Source organism: Methylomonas sp. Uni0011, assembly GCF_056850255.1.
Window position 1 is genome coordinate 182,843 of record NZ_JBVVNO010000003.1, and the last position, 18,923, is coordinate 201,765.

Annotated in this window: 8 protein-coding genes; 2 read left to right on the forward strand and 6 right to left on the reverse strand. The window is 55.2% G+C overall.

Annotation, left to right across the window (positions count from 1 at the left end; genetic code table 11):
- Positions 1-86 precede the first annotated feature (86 nt).
- The 3 genes from AC0IM9_RS06175 to AC0IM9_RS06185 form a co-directional block, all read right to left on the reverse strand.
- On the reverse strand, positions 87-593 hold the full coding sequence (locus tag AC0IM9_RS06175; RefSeq protein ID WP_482803415.1) for a DNA-deoxyinosine glycosylase: 507 nt from the start codon (positions 591-593) through the stop codon (positions 87-89).
- On the reverse strand, positions 590-1,663 hold the full coding sequence (locus AC0IM9_RS06180; RefSeq protein WP_140913528.1) for a glyceraldehyde 3-phosphate dehydrogenase NAD-binding domain-containing protein: 1,074 nt from the start codon (positions 1,661-1,663) through the stop codon (positions 590-592). The genes AC0IM9_RS06175 and AC0IM9_RS06180 overlap by 4 nt, the downstream gene beginning before the upstream one ends.
- Positions 1,664-1,877: 214 nt before the next feature.
- Positions 1,878-2,444 carry a Smr/MutS family protein gene (locus tag AC0IM9_RS06185; protein WP_482803416.1) on the reverse strand — a complete coding sequence of 189 codons (567 nt, stop codon included), beginning with the start codon at positions 2,442-2,444 and terminating at the stop codon, positions 1,878-1,880.
- A 64-nt stretch (positions 2,445-2,508) separates the two neighbouring features.
- Between AC0IM9_RS06185 and surE the strand changes: the two genes are divergently transcribed.
- On the forward strand, positions 2,509-3,258 hold the full coding sequence (surE, locus tag AC0IM9_RS06190) for a 5'/3'-nucleotidase SurE (RefSeq protein WP_140913530.1): 750 nt from the start codon (positions 2,509-2,511) through the stop codon (positions 3,256-3,258).
- A 2-nt stretch (positions 3,259-3,260) separates the two neighbouring features.
- Positions 3,261-3,923, forward strand: coding sequence for a protein-L-isoaspartate(D-aspartate) O-methyltransferase (locus AC0IM9_RS06195; RefSeq protein ID WP_278209447.1), 663 nt, complete (start codon positions 3,261-3,263; stop codon positions 3,921-3,923).
- Between the two features lie 48 nt (positions 3,924-3,971).
- Here AC0IM9_RS06195 and AC0IM9_RS06200 read toward each other — a convergent pair whose 3' ends face one another.
- The 3 genes from AC0IM9_RS06200 to AC0IM9_RS06210 form a co-directional block, all read right to left on the reverse strand.
- Positions 3,972-6,491: a tetratricopeptide repeat protein gene (locus AC0IM9_RS06200; RefSeq protein ID WP_482803417.1), complete on the reverse strand. Its 2,520-nt coding sequence runs from the start codon at positions 6,489-6,491 to the stop codon at positions 3,972-3,974.
- 16 nt (positions 6,492-6,507) lie between these two features.
- Positions 6,508-10,713 carry an FkbM family methyltransferase gene (locus tag AC0IM9_RS06205; RefSeq protein ID WP_482803418.1) on the reverse strand — a complete coding sequence of 1,402 codons (4,206 nt, stop codon included), beginning with the start codon at positions 10,711-10,713 and terminating at the stop codon, positions 6,508-6,510.
- Positions 10,714-10,951: 238 nt separating this feature from the next.
- On the reverse strand, positions 10,952-18,892 hold the full coding sequence (locus AC0IM9_RS06210; RefSeq protein WP_482803419.1) for a beta strand repeat-containing protein: 7,941 nt from the start codon (positions 18,890-18,892) through the stop codon (positions 10,952-10,954).
- Positions 18,893-18,923: the final 31 nt, after the last annotated feature.

Genomic DNA, 18,923 nt, shown 5'->3' on the forward strand with positions numbered 1-18,923 from the left:
AGATGTTTTTATTGAAAGGCCTAGCCTTATTTGGTTAGGCCTTTTTATTTAGAAGTGCATTATTTTATCCGTCGCTTTTCGGATAGCTAATTCAATATAAGCTTCCATGTTTCCAGCTTCCGTTCCAATGATAATGCGGCATTGGCCGGGCTGGTTGATGGTAGTCTTTTATAGTTGCGTATGTCATCACATACCTTCAGCGTGGTAGTTAAATAAAATTTCCTAAACAGGTTTTCTGCTGTAGCACCGTTGAAGAACACGCTACGTATCGATGGGTGTCTTTGGAAAAAGATAACGAAATCGTTGGGAACGATCGTTTGTTTAACAATGGCGGAATCTAGACTGCCAGAACGAGAGCAGTCTTTTATCACGTCCCACACGGCAATGCCGTTGTCATTGAGAGCATTTAATCTGGATTCATAAGGAAGTAACGCATCGATTCCTAGTAATCTACAGACAATCGGCCAGAATTGATTGCGGGGATGGGCGTAATATTCACCGGCGTTAAGCGAAGCTAATCCTGGCATGCTGCCGAGAATCAAGATTCGGGCGCGCTCCGTCGCAATTGGAGGAAATCCGCTTATAGGGTTCATTCAGAGCGTTGTGTGGGGTGGTTCTGCGTTGCTGACTTCAACACACCGAGTACGTCCAAAACTCTACAGCTGTATGCGTGTTCGTTATCGTGCATTATCGATAATCCGATTTGCCTTTGCTGATTAATTGTGAGCTGCGCCATCAACAAAATTGCAGAGAAATCTGTTCGCATGTAGTCGATGCTTGCTTTTTGATGGCCCCACGCCCCGTAGTCACAGCAAATGATTCCGGACAATTGGTTGTTAGCATATCGCTCAAATAGTTCTATGCACTGATCTCGGCTAGCATCCGTTGCCAAGTATGCCGTAAAGTCGATCACCGACACTATTGCAGTTGGGACGCGGTAGGAAACGGCTTCCAACTTGCCCGCCAAATTTGGTAAGACGAGAGCTGTCGACTTGGCAACATTGGTGCCGGTGGGGATGATCGAAGCGGCACAGCCTCGCCCAAGCTGTGAAGATGAGTGGTAGCCGTCCAAGACCCTCTGGTCAGAGAGTTGGGGGTGTATGGTGGCGATACGCGCCGATACTATTCCAAAATGTTTATCCAGAATGTGGCAAATCGGTACCATTGCATTTCCGGTGCAGGTACTCGCGGAGATAACGTGGTGCTTATCCGGTAGGTAATCAGCCTGATTAACCCCGTAAACGATGCTGATGTCGCACCCGGTCACGTTCCATGTGCATAACACCTTGCGGGCGATGTCCCGTTCCAAAATGGTTCTGAAATCATTGATGCTAGCGGTGCCGGTGGCGTCGAATAAAACATCGAGATCAAATTCCTTCAAACTGTCGAGGCCATGTTCGGATGGGCCGCTGCGTCGTCTATCGACCCGTTGATAGCGTATTCTTTTCCCATCCAAAATCAGGTCGTTGCCATCGCACTCAACTTGAAACGGAGGTCTGCCGTACGTACTGTCATTTGCCAGTAAATACGCGACATGGTCAATCGTCATCACGTCGCACACCACGCAAATCTGATGTCGGCCCCCACTTTGCTGGGAAAAGTTCGTACGTAATACGCCGCGGCCGATACGGCCGAGGCCGACGATTGCTACCTTCAAACTCATAAGCGGATACCTCCCGGTACGGGGCGGGCCAATAATCGAGTGTTTTTGTTACCGCGAGAAATGAGGGCAATTGTCATCGCTGATGTGGGTGTTTTTAGACAGGTTTAGCGTTTCAGTGCTAAAAAGCTAGAGCAAGTTCACGGCCTCGTCAAGGTAAGCGGTCCGTACAAAAAACGGTTCTGCGCCAAACAACTTGTTGGTGAGCTTCATTGATTTAGATATCTTCTTCGTGCGCGCCAAATTTGGCGGAGAATCGCAGCAATACGAATACGGCTCCGGAGCCCCCGGCTTTTGGCGGAGCCGAACAGAACGCCAATACGTCTTGATGTTGGCGTAACCACAAATTGATATCATTTTTTAACACCGGCTGACTGTCGGGCGAGTTATATCCCTTGCCGTGAATCACATGAACGCAGCGGATTCCGTTTTCGACGCAGTCATGCAAGAAATTTAATAATTGTTGTTTGGCGTTTCGGCTAGTCAAACCGTGCAGATCGATTTCGGCGTCCAAGCCATACTGCCCCTGGCGTAGCTTCTTCAGCACGTTTTTTTGCAGGCCCGGCGCTAGAAAGGCAATCCGGTCTTCCTGAAACAGCATGTCCAACTTTTCAGAAATATCTTTTTGCAGCGGGTCTATTTGTTCGAGCGGCTTAGTTTTCGGAAATGGGCGAGGCTTACCGGCGGGTTGCAGACTCACCGTATTGCTATCGATAGTTTTAACTTTGCCTACCGTGTTTCTGAACAGCGCGGAGTCATCCGGCGAAGTGGTTTTTTTTGTCACGTAAGCTGCTGGTTTTGCGGTTTTTTTGCTAAGATGCTGCAATTTTAATGCGTTTTAATGCGGTATGCACATTCTGATTAGTAACGACGACGGCTATTTGGCGCAAGGGATCAATACATTGGCGCAAGCATTGAGTCAATATGCCGAAATATCCGTCGTTGCACCGGACAAGAACCGCAGCGCGGCCAGCAACTCGTTGACTTTGGACATGCCGTTACGCGCTACGGCATGTGACAATGGTTTTGTCCGTGTCGATGGTACACCGACCGATTGCGTACACTTGGCGATTACTGGCTTATTGAAAACCGAACCCGACATGGTGTTCGCTGGTATTAACCATGGCGCCAACCTGGGCGACGACGTGCTGTACTCCGGAACTGTCGCGGCAGCGACCGAAGGCCGATTTTTGGGATTGCCTGCGGTCGCTATTTCGCTAGCAGCCAGCGACCCCAAACATTTCGATACCGCGGCCGCGGTTGCAATCGCCTTAATGCAAAAAATTCTGGCTCATCCGCTGCCGGAGGACACCTTATTGAATGTTAATGTACCCGATGTGCCGTTGCACGAATTGAAAGGGTATCAAGCAACCCGCCTGGGCCAACGGCACAAGGCGGAAGCGGTGGTTCGCGCCAGCGACCCGCGCGGGCATACTATTTACTGGGTGGGGCCGCCGGGTAGCGAGCAGGATGCTGGTCCGGGTACGGATTTCGATGCGATCCGCAACGGTTTTGTATCGGTCACACCGCTACAACTGGATTTGACCCGTTATGAGCGTTTGGCAGGCCTGAGCGAATGGTTGGCATTGGAGGCATAGGTATGAGTCGGCGTCTACAAGGCATCGGCATGACTTCGCGCCGTACCCGGGAGCGCATGATCTCCCGGCTGCGGCAGCAGGGCATAACAAACGGTAACGTGTTGGCGGTGATGGCGGATACGCCGCGGCATATTTTTGTCGACGAGGCTCTGGAAAGTCGCGCTTACGAAGATACGGCGCTGCCGATCGGCCATAACCAAACCATCTCCCAGCCCTACATCGTGGCGAAAATGACCGAGTTATTGCTGGAATTCGGGCCGCGGAAAAACGTATTGGAAATCGGCACCGGTTGCGGCTACCAGACCGCGATATTGGCTAACTTGGTCGGTCAGCTTTATTCGGTCGAGCGGATTGCGCCGTTGATGAAAAAAGCTCGAGACACGCTATGGGAACTGGGCATAAAAACGGTGGGGTTCAAGCATAGCGACGGTGGTTGGGGCTGGCCGGAGCACGCTCCGTTCGATGGCATTTTGGCCGCTGCGGCGCCACCGGAAGTTCCGCCGGCATTATTGGAACAACTCGCAGTCGGCGGCGTCTTGGTTATCCCGGTCGGATTGGAAGGCATGCAGGAATTACACAGAATCACGCGTACCGAACACGGCTTCGAAGACGAAGTCATCGAGCGGGTAACCTTCGTGCCGTTCTTGTCGGGCGTCAGCCGTTAGTTTCGGCTTTTTCTTAGCCCGGACAGTCGCAGACCTGCAGCGGTAAAATTAGCGATTAACCCTGGTGCTCCACATTTCCCGCATGGCTTGGGCAAATTGCTCGGCAAATTGCCTGCCGGCAAACAGCGGTGAATATTGCAGCCGGTCCCGTAATTCCGAGCGCAGCTGGCTAAGCAGACCGAGATCGGCGGCAAAACCAGCGGCTTTCTGCAGATAATCCGACTGGTCTGACGCGATCCAGTTGGCCAGCCCGGCATTGGTAGCGATCGATTCCGCGGCGCGCGCCAGTAAACCGCCGCCGCGCAGAGTCAGCACCGGCACTCCCATCCATAACGCTTCCACGCTGGTAGTCACGCCAGGATACGGAAACGTGTCCAATGCAATATCGACAGACTGGTAAGCCGCTAAATGTTGCGTCCGGTCGCTAAAAGGCGGGCTCAAAACCAACCTATCCCTGTCGATACCGTGGTCGGAAAAGCGGTTGATGGTCCGTTCCCGAACCAAAACCTCGTTTAACTGGCTGGCTTTCAGAAACAATTTGGTATCAGGGGCATGCCGCAATACTTGAGCCCAGAGTGCAATCGTGTCGTCGCTGATTTTGGTCAGATTGTTGAAGCTACCGAAGGTGATATAACCATTTTGCAGCGCCGGTAGCGGCCGAACCTCGACGGCCTGTTGCGGCGGCGTAAAACATAAACAAGTCTGCGGCAGACGCCATATCGCTTCGGTAAAGTGCTGTTCGTCTTCGGCCAGAATCGAATAAGGGTCGCTCAACACGTAATCGATGGCCGGCAACCCGGTCGAAGCCAAATAGCCCAGCCAACTAATCTGAACCGGTGCCGGCTTCCAGGCGAATAAGGGCAGCCGATTGTGGGCGCTGTGGCCGGCCAGATCGATCAGGATATGCACCGCGTCGCCGCGTATCAGCTCGGCAGCGGTTGCGTCAGTCAAACCGCCAATATTTTTCCATTCGCGTAGATAGGGTTGCAAACGCATCGAATAGTGGTCGGTTCCGGGCTGAGTTGCGTAGGCAATAAATTCGACTTGCTGTGCGTCGCTGTCGCGCAATAACGCCAACAGAAAATGCCCGACCGGATGATCGCGTAAATCCCCGGACACCAATCCGATCCGTAACCGCTCCGGATTGTCGTCGCATAGCCAATCGGCAAACGGCCGCGCCGCATGCTCGGCCATCTCGGCGAATTTCTGCGCTTCTTCCAGATAATTGCAGTTAGGTGTGTGTGCGCTGTAGTTCAAATGAAACAACAAACCGCTTTGGGTGGCGATTTGATCTGGATTCAGGGCCAAGCTGCGGCGCCAGCAGGCCTCGGCTTCGGCAATGCGGCCCTGGCTTTGCAGATTAATGCCGAGATTGGTAACTGCGTCGACATAAGCCGGATTCAGTTCCAGCGCCCGGCGATAACTGGATTCGGCTTCAATAAGCCGCCGCTGCATTTGTAAGGTGGTGCCGAGATTGTTCAGCGCTTCCGGATAATCGGCTTGCTTGGCCAACGCGTTGCGGAAATGAGTTTCGGCTTGGACCAAATCGCCGGCTTCGTAATATAACGAACCCAGCGTACAAAACGCTTCCGCATACTCCGGATTCAATACCAGCGCTTGCTGGCAGGCCGCCAAGGCCTCAGCCGCCCTGGCCTGGCTTTTCAATAGTACCGCTAATTGGTAGTGGACTTCGGCCTGGAAAGGGGCTTTAGCCAATGCTTTGCGAAACACTTGCTCGGCAGCGGCGAATTGGCTTTGCGCCTGTTGGCTCAGACCCAAGCGCAACCAAGCGTCGATTGCGTCGGGAGTTAACGCCGTCAGCCGGGCAAAACAGGTCTCGGCTTCGGCGTAACGGCCCAGATTGTAGAGCAGGCTGCCCAGATTGGCATACGCAGGCACGTTATTCGGCTCGAGTTGCAAGGAGCGGCGGTAGGCGTCGATGGCTTCCGCAAAGCAGCCCTGACCGTGCAAAGCTGAGGCGTAATTGAGCTGGGCTTCGGCGTCATCGGCCAACAGATCTGCGGCGCGGCCTAAAGCCTGCAGGGCTTCCGGGAAAATCTGCTGTTGCAGCAGGAACAAGCCCAGGATTTTACAGACGATACCCGATTCAGGAAAGAGGGCGAGCAAACGGCGGGCAAGTTGTTCGCCTTCGGCATAACGGCCTTGTTGAAAGTGGGCGTACAACGCCTGCAAATCCGGACCGGCTGGGGCGGCCAGGACCTGTTCCATCGCCGCAATATCCGGCCCGCCTAAACCGTAGCGCTGCTTGGCTTGCTGCAGCAGCTCTCGTGCTTGCGGATAACGCTCGCCCTGAACCAGCGCCTGCAAATAGCTAAGCTGGTACTTGTGTTGCGCCGGGTCGGTTGCCATAGCGCGTTCAAGGTGGTTCAGGGCAATGTCGAATTGGCCGACCTGCAACGCCAGAACACCCATGTTGTGATGGGTTTGGGCGTGTTCGGGTTGCAACTGCAATATCTGAAGATACAAAGCTTGCGCCTCTGCCAGTCGCCCGGCTTGGTGCTGGGCGATGGCGAGTTGCAACAGCTGTTGCAGTTTTTCGGCAGACACTATCGTTTGTTGCTGGTCAGGCGGGCCGGTGCTGATCCGCTAATAGCTGGCGCAGGGTTTGTTCCAGATTGCGGCAGAACAGTTCGGTGTCGAACAAGGGATGGCTTTTTTGATTCTCGAGGAGTTTGGTTTTAATGCCGGCCAGATAAGCGCTGTCGGTGGCCAGTTTCAACGCCAAAGTCTCGTACTCTTCCAGCGACTGAGCGATCAACTCGGGCAAACCGATCGAATGCAACAAACTGGCTGCGACCCGGCCGGAAAAGGTGTTGCCCAGGTAGGTCACCACCGGCAGTCCGACCCGCAAGGCGTCGCTGGCCGTGGTATGTGCGTTGTAAGGCGTGGTATCGAGAAACATATCCGCCAGCCGATAGCGAGCCAGATGGTCTGCCACGGCCGGGACCCGGGTGGCGAACACCAGCCGATTCGGATCGATCCCGCGCTGTTCCGCTTCCCGGCGCAAATTGCGTTGCGCCGGCTCGTTCAGCTTCATCAGCCACAACACGCTGCCCGGAACTTGTTTGAGCAGACGCATCCAGATGTCGAACATCGGCGGATTGATCTTGTAATCATGGTTGAACGAGCAAAAGATAACGCCGGTTTCCGGCAAGCCCATTTCGGCTCGGGTTGGCGTGCGTTCGGCAATCTTCAGATTCGAGTCGGTCGGCAGATACGCATTGGGCAGATAGGCCACTTTCTCGCTGTAATATTTTTGATGCTGTTCCGGGATGACGATGCGGTCCGCCAGGATATAGTCCATATAATCCAGGCCCAACGAGCCGGGGTAACCCAGGAAATTGACGTGAATCGGCGCCGGCCGGTAACTGAAAATGTCGGTGCGGGAGTCGGCGGTATAGCCGGCCAAATCGATCAGGATATCCACTTCCAGATCTCGGATCAGTTCCGCGATTTCCCAGGATTTTTTACCGCGTACGTCGATGAATTTGCTAAACGCATTTTCGAAGCGTTGCCGCAACGCGCCTTTGTCGTCCAGGCCCAACGAAATGGCAATGGTCTCGAATTGAGATTGGTCGTGGTGCTCGATGATGCCGGCCATCAAATGTCCGACTGGATGTTCGCGAAAATCCGGCGACACGTAGGCGAGGCGGATTTTATCGTGCCGGTAGCTTTCGCCGTTCCATAACGCCTTGTTTTTCGGCGGAAACAAATGCTCGGCGAAAATCTTGACGCATTGCTGCAGAGCTTCGGGCGAGTTGGACAAGGACATAAACGGCAGCGTTTTACAGACCTTGCGTTGTTCGCGGACGCCGGTTTCGATAATGTCACGGCTTTCCTCGAACCGGCGCCAGTCGCAGCAATGCTGCTCGGCGTGAAATAGCAAACCTCTGCCGTAATCGAAATCCGGATTCGCCGCCAACAGTTGTTCGAATAGCGGAATGGCATCCTCATAACGGTTCATTTCGGTCAGGATAATGCCCAGACCGGCCAGCGCCTTGTCGGATGTCGGATTGACTTTTAACGCCTCGTTGAAGCTCTCGACCGCTTTGACGTGCTGTTTGATCTCGTAGTACAGGTTGCTGCGGTTGATCATGGCGCTTTCGTAGGCCGGGTCCAAGGCAATCGCCTGCTGGTATGCCGCCAACGATTCGTCGAAACGCCCCAGAGATTGCAGTACCACGGCCTGGACGAAATGCGCCGGTGCATAGCTTCTGCCGGTATCGGTGGCGATGGCTTTGCCGATCCAGGCCAAGGCCTCCTGTTGTTCGTCGGCTTGCGAGGCAAGGACCGCGAGCGAATACAGGGCCGGAAAGTTTTGTGTTTGCAGTTGCAACACTTCCAGAAACAATTGCCTGGCTCCGGGGGCGTCGTTGCTGTTTTGCAACTCCAGCGCTCTCATGGTTTTTTGCTGGACCAGGGTGGCATCGTTGGCGCTGAGCGTAGCGGTCGGCGTGGTCAGCGCGAAGTGGCTAGGCAGATTGTTGGTGTATTGGTCGGCTAAATTAGAGCCTTCGCGGCGGTCCAGCTCTTTCAGTACCAGCAGGCAGAAATCCGGCGACTGCACGACGCTGTCCAATATCGCTGCCAGTTTGCGCAATTGCAGGTTACTGAGTCGGTCCAGCTTTTGAAAGTCTCTGACGAATACGGCGTCGGACCAGATTGCTTGTTTGATGCCTGCATACGGGTTGTCTTTCAAAACCAGTGGTTTGAAACTGCGCGGTACGATGCCGGTGAAGCAATGGAACATAAAACCTTGCGAGCGCAGGAATTGTTCGACTTCGGCAAACAAGGGCTGGCCTTCGTACAACTCGACGAATTCGACTTCGGTCCAAATCACCAAGGTGTCGGCCAAGGCGTTGCTGCCGCCTTTGAATACGTCGAGTTCGCCGCCCTGTACGTCGATTTTGATCATGTCGACGTTGCCCAAATCGTTCAGCTGATCCAGGCTGACGGTCTCGACCGGATGTTCCGCGACCAACTGCACCACGTCGCCGAGTTGAAAAAAAGCGTCCAGCAACGGTTTGTTCGGCTTGTACAACGAGCCGGTCATGAACCAGTTGGTTTCGTAGTATGTCGCCGGACCGCCCTTGCCGACGAAATAGGGCAGGTAGCGGTAGGCGTCGTTGCCGGCGTAGATCTCGCATAACTTGGCGTGCGCCTCCGGATCGGGCTCGAAGCCGACCACGGTCGCCAAATCGGCCTGCATTAGCGGCGCATAGGGCTCGGTCAATTGGCCGTGGGAGCTGGCGCCGATATCGACGATGTTGACCCTTATCTGCTGAGCTTCTGTTTTTAATAAGGCGTCGAGTAGGTTGAAAGCTTGCGGTAGGTTTAACAGCTCGCGCCAAATCGTTGCATTGTTGCGATTGTGTTGGACGATCAGTTGCTTGATATGCTCGGGAACCGGTTTTTGCCGGCGCAAACTGGCCAAGGCATAGCGTCGGGCCATGCCGATCGATAAATTCGGGCTGTTTTGGATCAGATCCAGGACGCTAAGCGGGTCGGCCAGAAAATACGATGAAAAACTGCGTTTGCTTTCGTAGAACTCGATCAACAAGCATTTTAACCATTCGCCAAGCGAACCGACGACCGGACGTTTTAAGTCCCGGCTCAGCGGCGGCAGAAACGGGTGGTGGAAGTCGGTCAACACGTTGATATTCAGCAACAATGTCGCCGCGGTAGATAGTGCGGCCGCACGCATGCCCAGTTTGTAGTAAACAAAGACCAGCATGACCAGCCAGGGCGTTTTTTCGGCCTCTGTCGCGATGTTCAGCGTGTTGTACGGCTCGGCTAAAATTCTGGCCTGCTGCAGCAAGTTCAACTTTTCGCCAGCAGTGAAGTTACCCGATTCGTAGGCCGCACAAAGCGATATTAGCCGGCGAAATTCCGGCGCCAATTCGCTGCTGTCGAGCGGCAAACAATACCGGGAATACTCGTAACCGGCAAAAACTGCACTGGCGTCGAAGGTTTCCGCCGTTACTGACGGTTGTGGGTTTGCATCCAGCAACAATCCGCGTTGGCGCAATTTTTCCGCCCGGTCCGGTTTGCAGGCGAACAGGTTTAAGGTCTCGCTGTGTTGATCGGCATCGAACTCGACCAAAACGTTGGGTTCGGCGATTAAACGGTAAATCCCGAAGCCGAATTGGCGGACGGCGTCGATCAATCCGTGGTTGATTTGGCTGCCGTGCATTAACTCGAACATCAATAGCGGCGACTGTTCGCTGAAAAAGCGTTGGCCACCTTTCAGGACGTTTATTTCTTCGCCTTCCGCGTCCATTTTGACGAAATCGATCGTTACCCCCGGCGCATATTCGGCCAAGCTGTCGTCCAGGGTGCGTAATTGGATGGTTTCCTTATTTTGGCCGCTGCCGCTCAACGAGTTGAGTTCGCTGTTGGCCGATACGCTGATCTCCGCGGCGCGGGTCGTGTCGGATAAGCCGAAACGCAGCAACTTGACCTTGTCGCTAAAGCCGTTTAACTCAATGCTGCGTTCCAGCATCGTCCCCGGCGCCGAAGTCGGTTCAAATGCCCAGACTCTACCGCCATCCAGCCGTTTGGCGATGCTGAGGGCGTACACGCCGTGATTGGCGCCGATATCCAGGCTGTGCATGCCCGGCTCAATGTAGCTCCGGATAAAATCCATTTCGTCTTCGAACCAGTCCTCCTGTTCCAGCAAAACATAAGGGGTCATCAAATTGATGTCGCTGGCCGCACACACGGTGACGTCGTTCTCGATTTTGATCGGCCAAAAAAGGGGGGTCTCCATTTATCTACCTTGTTTTGCGTTGCGATTGAAGGTTTAGGGAAATCGACCGGGCTAAGAAGTCGGTTCCGGTTGTGGGTACGGCGGCGGTGTCTATTGCGAAACATGGCATTTCGACAGCGGCCGGATTGCAGAAATTATAGACGGCTATTGCCAAGCAAGAAGATTCCCGGATTTTAGGCAATAAAAAAGCCGTCCCCGCTCACGCAGAGGACGGCTTCCGAGCTTTAGTGGTTAAGGCTTATCCGATCAGGATGTCGTTAGCGCCGGTGCCGGAGGTTGCCAATGCGTCGGCCGCGGCGATACCGGTCAATTTGATCAACAAATCGCCACCGGTGTTCTCCTGGAACACATAAGTATCGCCGCCGAAAGCGAAGGCACTGGTGGCGCCGTCTGCCGTGGTCATCAACTTGGCTACTTCAACCCATTCTGCCAGCGTATCGATGTCGGCAGCGTCGGCACCTCCCAATGTGATGACACCGTCGGTACTGTCAGCCGTCAGCACTTTCGCCGGGGTAACACCGCTGATTGCCAGTTTCACGTCGACAGCCGTTACGTCGGCAATAATCGTCGGCGTACCTTCAAGGTTTAATGTATCCGGGCCTGTGCCGTCAGCCAGGGTGAAACCGTTTACCGTATCGAAGCTGCCGCTTTGGATATTGCCACTGTCACCTGCCGCGAACACGAAGGTATCAGCACCTGTGCCGCCCGTCATGGTGTCGGCACCGGCACCGCCGGTAATGTTATCGGCCAAACTGGTACCGGTGATCGTGTTCGCATCGGAATCGCCGGTGATATTGACAATGTCGGTACCGGTATCGAAGGCGTTGCCGGAACCGAATGCGGTAAAGGTTAGGCCCGCCAAACTCACCGCGGTACCGCCGACGACATTGACTTGCAAGGTAGCCGCTCCGGCCGCCGTAGCGTTAACCAGCAAGGTTGAGCCGGTCAATTGTGCACCGGTAAACGTTGCGGTTTGGCCGGAGGTGATTATCAATTGCTCGACGTTGGTGATACCGCTGTTGCCCGCACCGGCGAAATCGGTGCTGGTCACGACTTTCAACGCGTCGAAATCAGCCCCGCCGTTAATGGTTTCGCCGAAGCTGACGTCGCCAGTGTTGAACAGGAAGGTATCGTTACCTGCGCCACCGGTTAGGTCATCTGCACCGGCGTCGCCATCGATGGTTTGAGCGCCGTCGCCGCCAACGATCACGTCAGCTACTGTGGTACCCGTTACTGTCGAGGTGGTTTCGATTCCGACCGTGTCGATCGTGCTGTAACCCAGCGTTGCCAACCTAGTCACTTGAGCCCCGGTCAGGAAATCCAGTTGGTTGGCGGTAATCGCGCCGATTTGGGTCGAGGTCAGGGCATCGAGCTGGCTGGTGGTCAGTACCGCAAACTGCGCTGAGGTCAAAGCCTGAATATCGAAAGTCGTCAATGCGTTCAACTGGGTTGCCGTCAGTTTGGGCAATTGGGCAGTAGTCAGCGCTTCCACTTGAGTCGTCGTCAATGCGTCGATTTGCGCGGTTGTCAACTTATCGATCACGCTGGTCGAAATCGCTCTGATCTGATCGGTCGTCATTTTTTGCAAATCGGCGACTTCGATCGAGGCGATTTGATCCGAGGTCAAAGCGCCGACTTGGGTTGTGCTCAACTGGCTGATTTGCGACGTGGTCAGCGATGCAATTTGCCCGCCGGCCCCGGCAGACAAGGCCGCGATTTGAGTAGTGGACAGAGCAGCCAGCTGAGTTGTATTTAGAGCCTGAATTTGCGATGAAGTCAGCGCGGTGAGGCCGCCGGTAGCCAACAGGCCTGCCACGTTGACGAAAGCCATGTCTCCGACTTCAACTTTAGCCACTTGCGCATTCGACAGTGCCGATACCTGGGTCGAGGTCAGCGCCGAAACTTGCAAGGTATCCAGGGCCACGACTTGGTCTGTGGTTAGTGCCCCCATCTGGTCGGTCGTCAATGCATTGATTTGGGTTAGCGACAGCTTTTGCAGATCGGCGGTTTGAATCGCTTCGATTTGCCGCGTAGTCAGTTGCGCTATTTGCGTTGCCGACAGTGCCGCGAATTGGGCAGAAGACAAGGTCGCGATTTGGCCGTCGGTTCCCAGCGTCAATGCCTGCAATTGGTTGGAGGTCAAGGCTCGCAACTGGTCTGTGGTCAGCGCTGCGATCTGGCCGTTGGTTGCCGTGGTCAAGGCTTGCAATGCCGAAATCGACAAGCCCTTGATCGCGTCGGTGGTGACTGCTCGTAAATCGGTCGTCTCCATTTTCGCGATTTGGTCGGCGCTCAGCGCACCTATTTGGGTTGAACTTAGAGCTTGTACTTGACTGCTGGTCAGTTTCTCTACTTGCGAAGTCGTTAACGCCGCCACTTGTGTTGACGTGAACGCCTCTATTTGTGCAGTCTTCAACGCGGCCAGATCTGTCGTTTCCAGAGCTTGGATCTGGTTAGTCGTCAGTTTTTGCAATTGGGTCGCTGTCAATGCCGCGGCTTGCTCGGTAGTCAGCGCAGCGACCTGACCGCCAGCACCCAGGGTCAAAGCCTGAATCTGCGTCGTTGTCAGCGCTGCAACTTGGGCAGTGGTCAGCGCGGCGATCTGGCCGTTTGTTGCTGTGGTTAGCGCTTGCAGACTATCGGTTGTCAGACTTTGCAGAGCCGTGGCCGAGATTGCGCGCAGATCAGTCGTTTCCAGTCCGGCGATTTGGCCGGGCGTCAGTGCTGCAACCTGAGTACCGCTCAAGTTGGCCGCCTGATCGGAGGTTAACGCGGTAACCTGTGCCGAAGTCAATGCGGCGACTTGAGCCGTCGTCAAAGCCTGAATTTGCGGGGTTTTCAGCGCGGCAATGTCTGCGGTTTCCAAGGCTTGGATTTGCTTGGTGGTTAACTTGCTAACTTGTGTGGTCGTTAAATTGGCAATCTGATCGGTCGTCAACGAGGCAATTTGGCCATTGGCTTCCACAGTCAGGGCGGTCAGTTGCGTCGTGGTTAACGCAGCCACTTGGTTTGTGGTCAGCGAGGCGATTTGGCCGTTGGTGCCGGTGCTCAGAGCCTGCAGTGCGTCGGTGGTCAAACTTTGAATCGCAGTGTTGGTAACCGCGCTCAAATCTTCGGTTTCGAAGCCGGCCACTTGGCCCGGCGTCAACGAAGCCACTTGAGCACCGCTCAATTTTGCCGCTTGGTCCGAAGTCAATGCGGCGATTTGAGTAGAGCTCAAGGCAGCCACTTGGCCGGTTGCTCCGGTAGTCAAGGCCTGGATTTGAGCCGCTTTCAACGCCGCAATATCCGCCGTTTCCAGCGCCTGGATTTGGTCCGTCGTCAGCGATGCGATTTGGCTAGCTTGCAAATTCAATACTTGGGTTGAGGTCAGTGCGGCAATTTGGCCACCGGCGCCGGCAGTCAGCGAAGTCAGCTGGCTACTGGTCAGTTCGGTCAGTTGTCTGGTTGTCAGTGCAGCGATTTGGCCGTTGGTTGCCGTTGTCAAGGCTTGAATCGCCGAGCTCGACAAGCCTTTAATCGCGTCCACTGTCACTTGTGCCAAGTCTTCGGTTTCCATTGCCGCGACTTGGTCGGCCCGCAACGACGCCATTTGTGCCGAGGTCAATGCTCCGGCCTGGGTAGTGGTCAGTTTTTGCACTTGGGTGCTGGTCAACGCGGCGATTTGACCGCCGGTCCCGGTTGTCAGAGCCTTGATTTGGTCCACCGTCAGCTTCTGTAGATCAGTGGTTTCAATCGCAGCGATCTGATCCGGCAACAGTTGCGAAATCTGCGTGGTTGTCAGCTTTTGAATCTGCTCGGTGGTCAGAGCGGCGATTTGGCCGGCGGTACCGACCGACAATGCCTGCAACTGGTCAGAGGTCAGCGCTTTGATTTGCGATGTGGTCAAACCGGCGATTTGGTTGCTGGTCAGCGCCGAGATTTGGTCGGTTGACAATCCGCTGATGGCTGTTGACGCGAGATAAGCCAAGTCGCCGGAATCCAACGCAGCAATTTGGGCGTCGGTCAACGAAGCAATTTGGCTGGAGGTCAGGGCTTCGACCTGGCTCGTCGTCAGGCTCTGCACTTGGGCTGTGGTCAATGCCGCGATTTGGCCCGTGGCACCTGTGGTCAGTGCCGCGATTTGAACCTTGCTCATCGCTACCAAGTCGTTGGTTTCCAGCGCCGTGATTTGAGCAATCCTCAATGCCGCGATCTGTGTGGTACTTAGTTGTTGAACCTGGTCTGCACTTAAGCTGGCGATTTGGCCGGCCGTGCCTTCGGTTAATGCCTGCACCTGGGTGGTGGTCAACGCGGCTATCTGGTCCGGTGTCAAGGCGGCGATTTGCACCGTCGACAACTCGGTGATTTTATCGGTCGATAACGCCCGCAACGATGTGGTCGACATATTGGCGATGACGGTGGTCGTCAAGGTCGCAAAGTCCACCGCCTGCATGTTTTCGACTTGGCTGGAGGTAAATTTATTGAACTGGATATAGGTCAACGATGCGGCTTGGCTGGTCGTCAAGGCCTGAATCTGGTTCGCGTTCAGGACTGCTATTGCATCGGTGGTCAGCTTGGCCAGAGCGCCGGTGGCCCCAGTGGTCAGTGCGGCGAACGATGGAGTCGGCAAGTTGGCGACTTGGGTCGCGGTTAATTTCGAAGCCTGGTCTGCAGTCAATGCTGCCGCTTGGCTAGTGGTCAATGCGGCAACTTGCTGCGTGGTCAGGCCTTGCAGTTGGGTGCTGGTCAGTGCGGCAATCGCTTCGGTTTTCAGCGCAGAAATATCGGTAGTTTCGATTTTCGCCAACTGAGTGACGCTGAATTTGGTGACTTGGTCCGAGGTTAGAGAATTAACTTGCGCGGTCGTAAATTTCGCGATTTGCGAGGTTGTGAGCGCCGCAATTTGTGATGACGTCAAGGCGGCAACCTGGCCGGTTGCTCCGGTGGTCAGAATTGCGACTTGGTCGGTTGCCAACGCAGCGAGTACCGCGGTTGCCATGCCTTTGATAGCCGTCGTGGAGATCGCAGTGAAGTCAGCGGTTTCCATGCTGGCAATTTGCACCGAACTCATTCTCGCCAGTTGAGTCGAGGTCAATGCGGCCGATTGCGCCGTAGTGAATTTCGGCAATTGATCCGTTGTTAGTGCAGCAATTTGAGTCGTGGTCAGGCCCGCAACTTGATCTGTGGTCAGGTTAGCGATCTGGGTCGTAGTCAAGGAGGCGATTACGTTAGAACTCAAGCCTTTAATCGCATCGCTGCTCAATTTTTGGAAATCGGCGGATTCCAGGTTGGCGACTTGAGTCGTAGTCAAGCCGGTCAGTTGGCTGGAACTGAACGACGCGGCCTGGTTGGTGGTCAGTGCGACAATTTGGTCGGTGGTCAGCGCGGCAACCTGCAAACTGGTCAAGCCGGCGACTTGGCCGGCGCTGCCGGTGGTCAGCAATTGGATTTGATCGGTGGTCAGATTGGAAATGACTCCGGTCGACAAGCCTCTGATACCGCTGGACGAAAAGTTGACGAAATCCGCGGAATCGGTGGTTTCGCTGATCAACACACTGAATTGGCTGGTGCTAAGTGCCGCTACCTGAGCCGACGTCAGCGAAGCTTCCTGGCCGGAGCTCAAAGCGTCCAATTGTGTCGAAGTCAAGGCCGCAATCTGAGCGGTCGACAAACCGGCCAACAAACCGGTGGCGCCGGTGGACATGCTGGCGATTTGGGCGGTAGTCAAGCCGGCGATCGTCGCAGTGGATAAGCCTTTGACGCCGGCCGGAGACAGTTTTGCGAAATCCGCGGATTCCATCGACGCGAATTGGTCGGAGGTGAATTTCGCGACTTGAGTCGATGTCAGCGATGCGGCTTGGTCGGTGGTCAACGCTGCGATTTGACCGTTGGTGCCGGTAGTTAAAACGGCGATTTGTGCGGTAGTCAGTGCAGCAATCTGGCCGTTGGTGCCGGTAGTCAAGCTAGCGAATTGAGTGGTGGTCAAATTCGACACAATGTCGGTCGAAAGGCCTCTAATCCCCTGCGATGTAATCGCGGCAAAATCGCTGGCTTCCATCGACGCGAATTGGGCGGTGCTCAAGATTGCGACTTGGCTGGACGTCAAAGAACCGGCTTGCGCGGTCGTCAAGGCTTCGATTTGCGTCGGGGTCAACGCCTGGATTTGAGCAGTGGTCAGCGCGGCGATTTGACCGGTTGCGCCGGTAGTTAAGGCCTGAATTTGCGACGTAGTCAACGCGGCCACGGCATCGGTCGTCATGCCTCTGATGCTGGCAACTTTGACTTTCGCCAAATCGGCCGTTTCGAAACTGGTGATTTGCGCAGCGCTGAATGCACCCATTGCTGCGGATGTCAGCGACGCGGCCTGTTCGGTGGTCAGCGCGGCAATCTGGCCGGTCGCGCCGGTGGTCAAGGCTGCGATTTGCGCCGTGGTGAAGCCGGCTACGGCGGCATTGGACAGCTCCGCAAAGTCTGCGGTTTCAATGGCTTGAACTTGGCCGGTGGATAGTCTGGCGATTTGGGTAGCAGTCAACGCCGGTGCTTGCGTGGTAGATAGAGCGGCGATTTGGCTGGTAGTCAAAGACGAGATATTGGTTGTGGAAATGCCGGCGATCGCGCTGGAGCTCAGAGCCGCGAAATCCGCCGTTTCCATGTCGCTCAATTGGTCGGAACTGAATTTGCCGACTTGGGCCGCCGTTAACGAGGCCGCTTGGCCTGTTGTCAGCGCTTTAATGTGGCCACTGGCGCCAGTCGTCAATGCGGCGATGGCGGTGGTGGTTAATTTTGACAGTGCGCCGGTGGAGCCGGTGGTCAATGCCGCGAAATCCGCGGTTTCCATGTTCGCAACTTGAGTGGATGTCAACGCGGCAGCCTGGGTACTGGTTAACGATCCGGCTTGCGACGAGCCGAATGCCACAATTTGGTCGCTGGTCAGGGCCGCAATTTGGGTAGTGGTTAAGCCGGCAACTTGTCCCGCGGTACCTGTGGTCAGTTTTTGGATTTGGGTGGTGCTCAACGAGGTCAGCGCTGAGGTGGTCATGCCTCTGATTGCACTGCTGGAGATCGCAACCAGATCGGTCGATTCCATCGCCGCAAACTGGCCGGAAGACAATGCCGCAACTTGGACCGAGGTGAATGCCGCCGCTTGTTGTGTCGACAAGGCCACGATCTGGCCGTCGGTTGCGGTGGATAGTGCGGCGACTACAGCGGTGGACAAGCCTCTGATGGCATCGGAATCCAATGCGGCGAAAGCGGAGGTCGACAAGGTGCCGATTTGCGCCGATGTGATCGCAGCTGCTTGTGCAGAAGTCAGCGCCGCTGCTTGAGCCGAAGTCAAAGCGTCGAATTGGGTTGATTTCAGGGCGGCGATTTGCGCGGTTGTCAACGCGGCGATTTGTCCGGCGCTACCGGTTGTCAGCGCGGCCAGCTGGGCGTCGGTCAGGCTGGCAACTGCTGAAGCAGTCAGGCCTTTAATCGCGGTGGTTGTAATATTCGCCAGAGCGTCGGTCGAAATTTGTACCGCTTGAGCGGAACTCAATCTGCCGACTTGAGCAGCCGTCAAGCCGTCGGACTGACTCGAAGTCAGGTTTTGAATTTGGCTGGTGGTGATCGAAGAAATGGCCGTGGTCGTTATCTGGCTGAGTGCGGAATCGGTTAACGCGCCGAAATCGGCGTCGTCGAGCGCTGCGATTTGGGCGCCGCTGAGAACCTTGGCCTGGTTAGACGTCAGCGATGCCACTTGACCGAAGGAGAGTGCTTTGACTTGGGCCGTGGTCAATGCAGCGATTTGTCCGGCGCTACCCACGCTCAAACCGGCGATTTGACCATTGGTGCCGGTGGTCAGCAATTGAATCTGTGTCGTCGTCAGTCCGCTCAGGACGGCGGTAGTCATGCCGGAGATCGCGGCTGATGAGATTGCGCTTAAATCGGCATTTTCCATCACGCTGATCTGTGCGGACGAGAATTTGCTGATCTGCGAAGCGGAAAGTTTGTTGATCGCCTCTGTCGTGAAAGAAGGTATCTGGTCGGTCGTCAATGCGGCTATTTGAGCCGCGCTTAAAGACGGAATCTGGGTCGTCAATAAAGCCGCGATCTGTCCGGTAGCGCCAGTGGTCAGAGCCGCAATTTCAGTGGTGGTCAGAGCCGCAATCTGGGCTGGCGTCAAAGTGGTAATGTCTGTATCGGTAGTGATAGCCATAGTTGCGGTCCTGTATGATGGATTCTGAAAT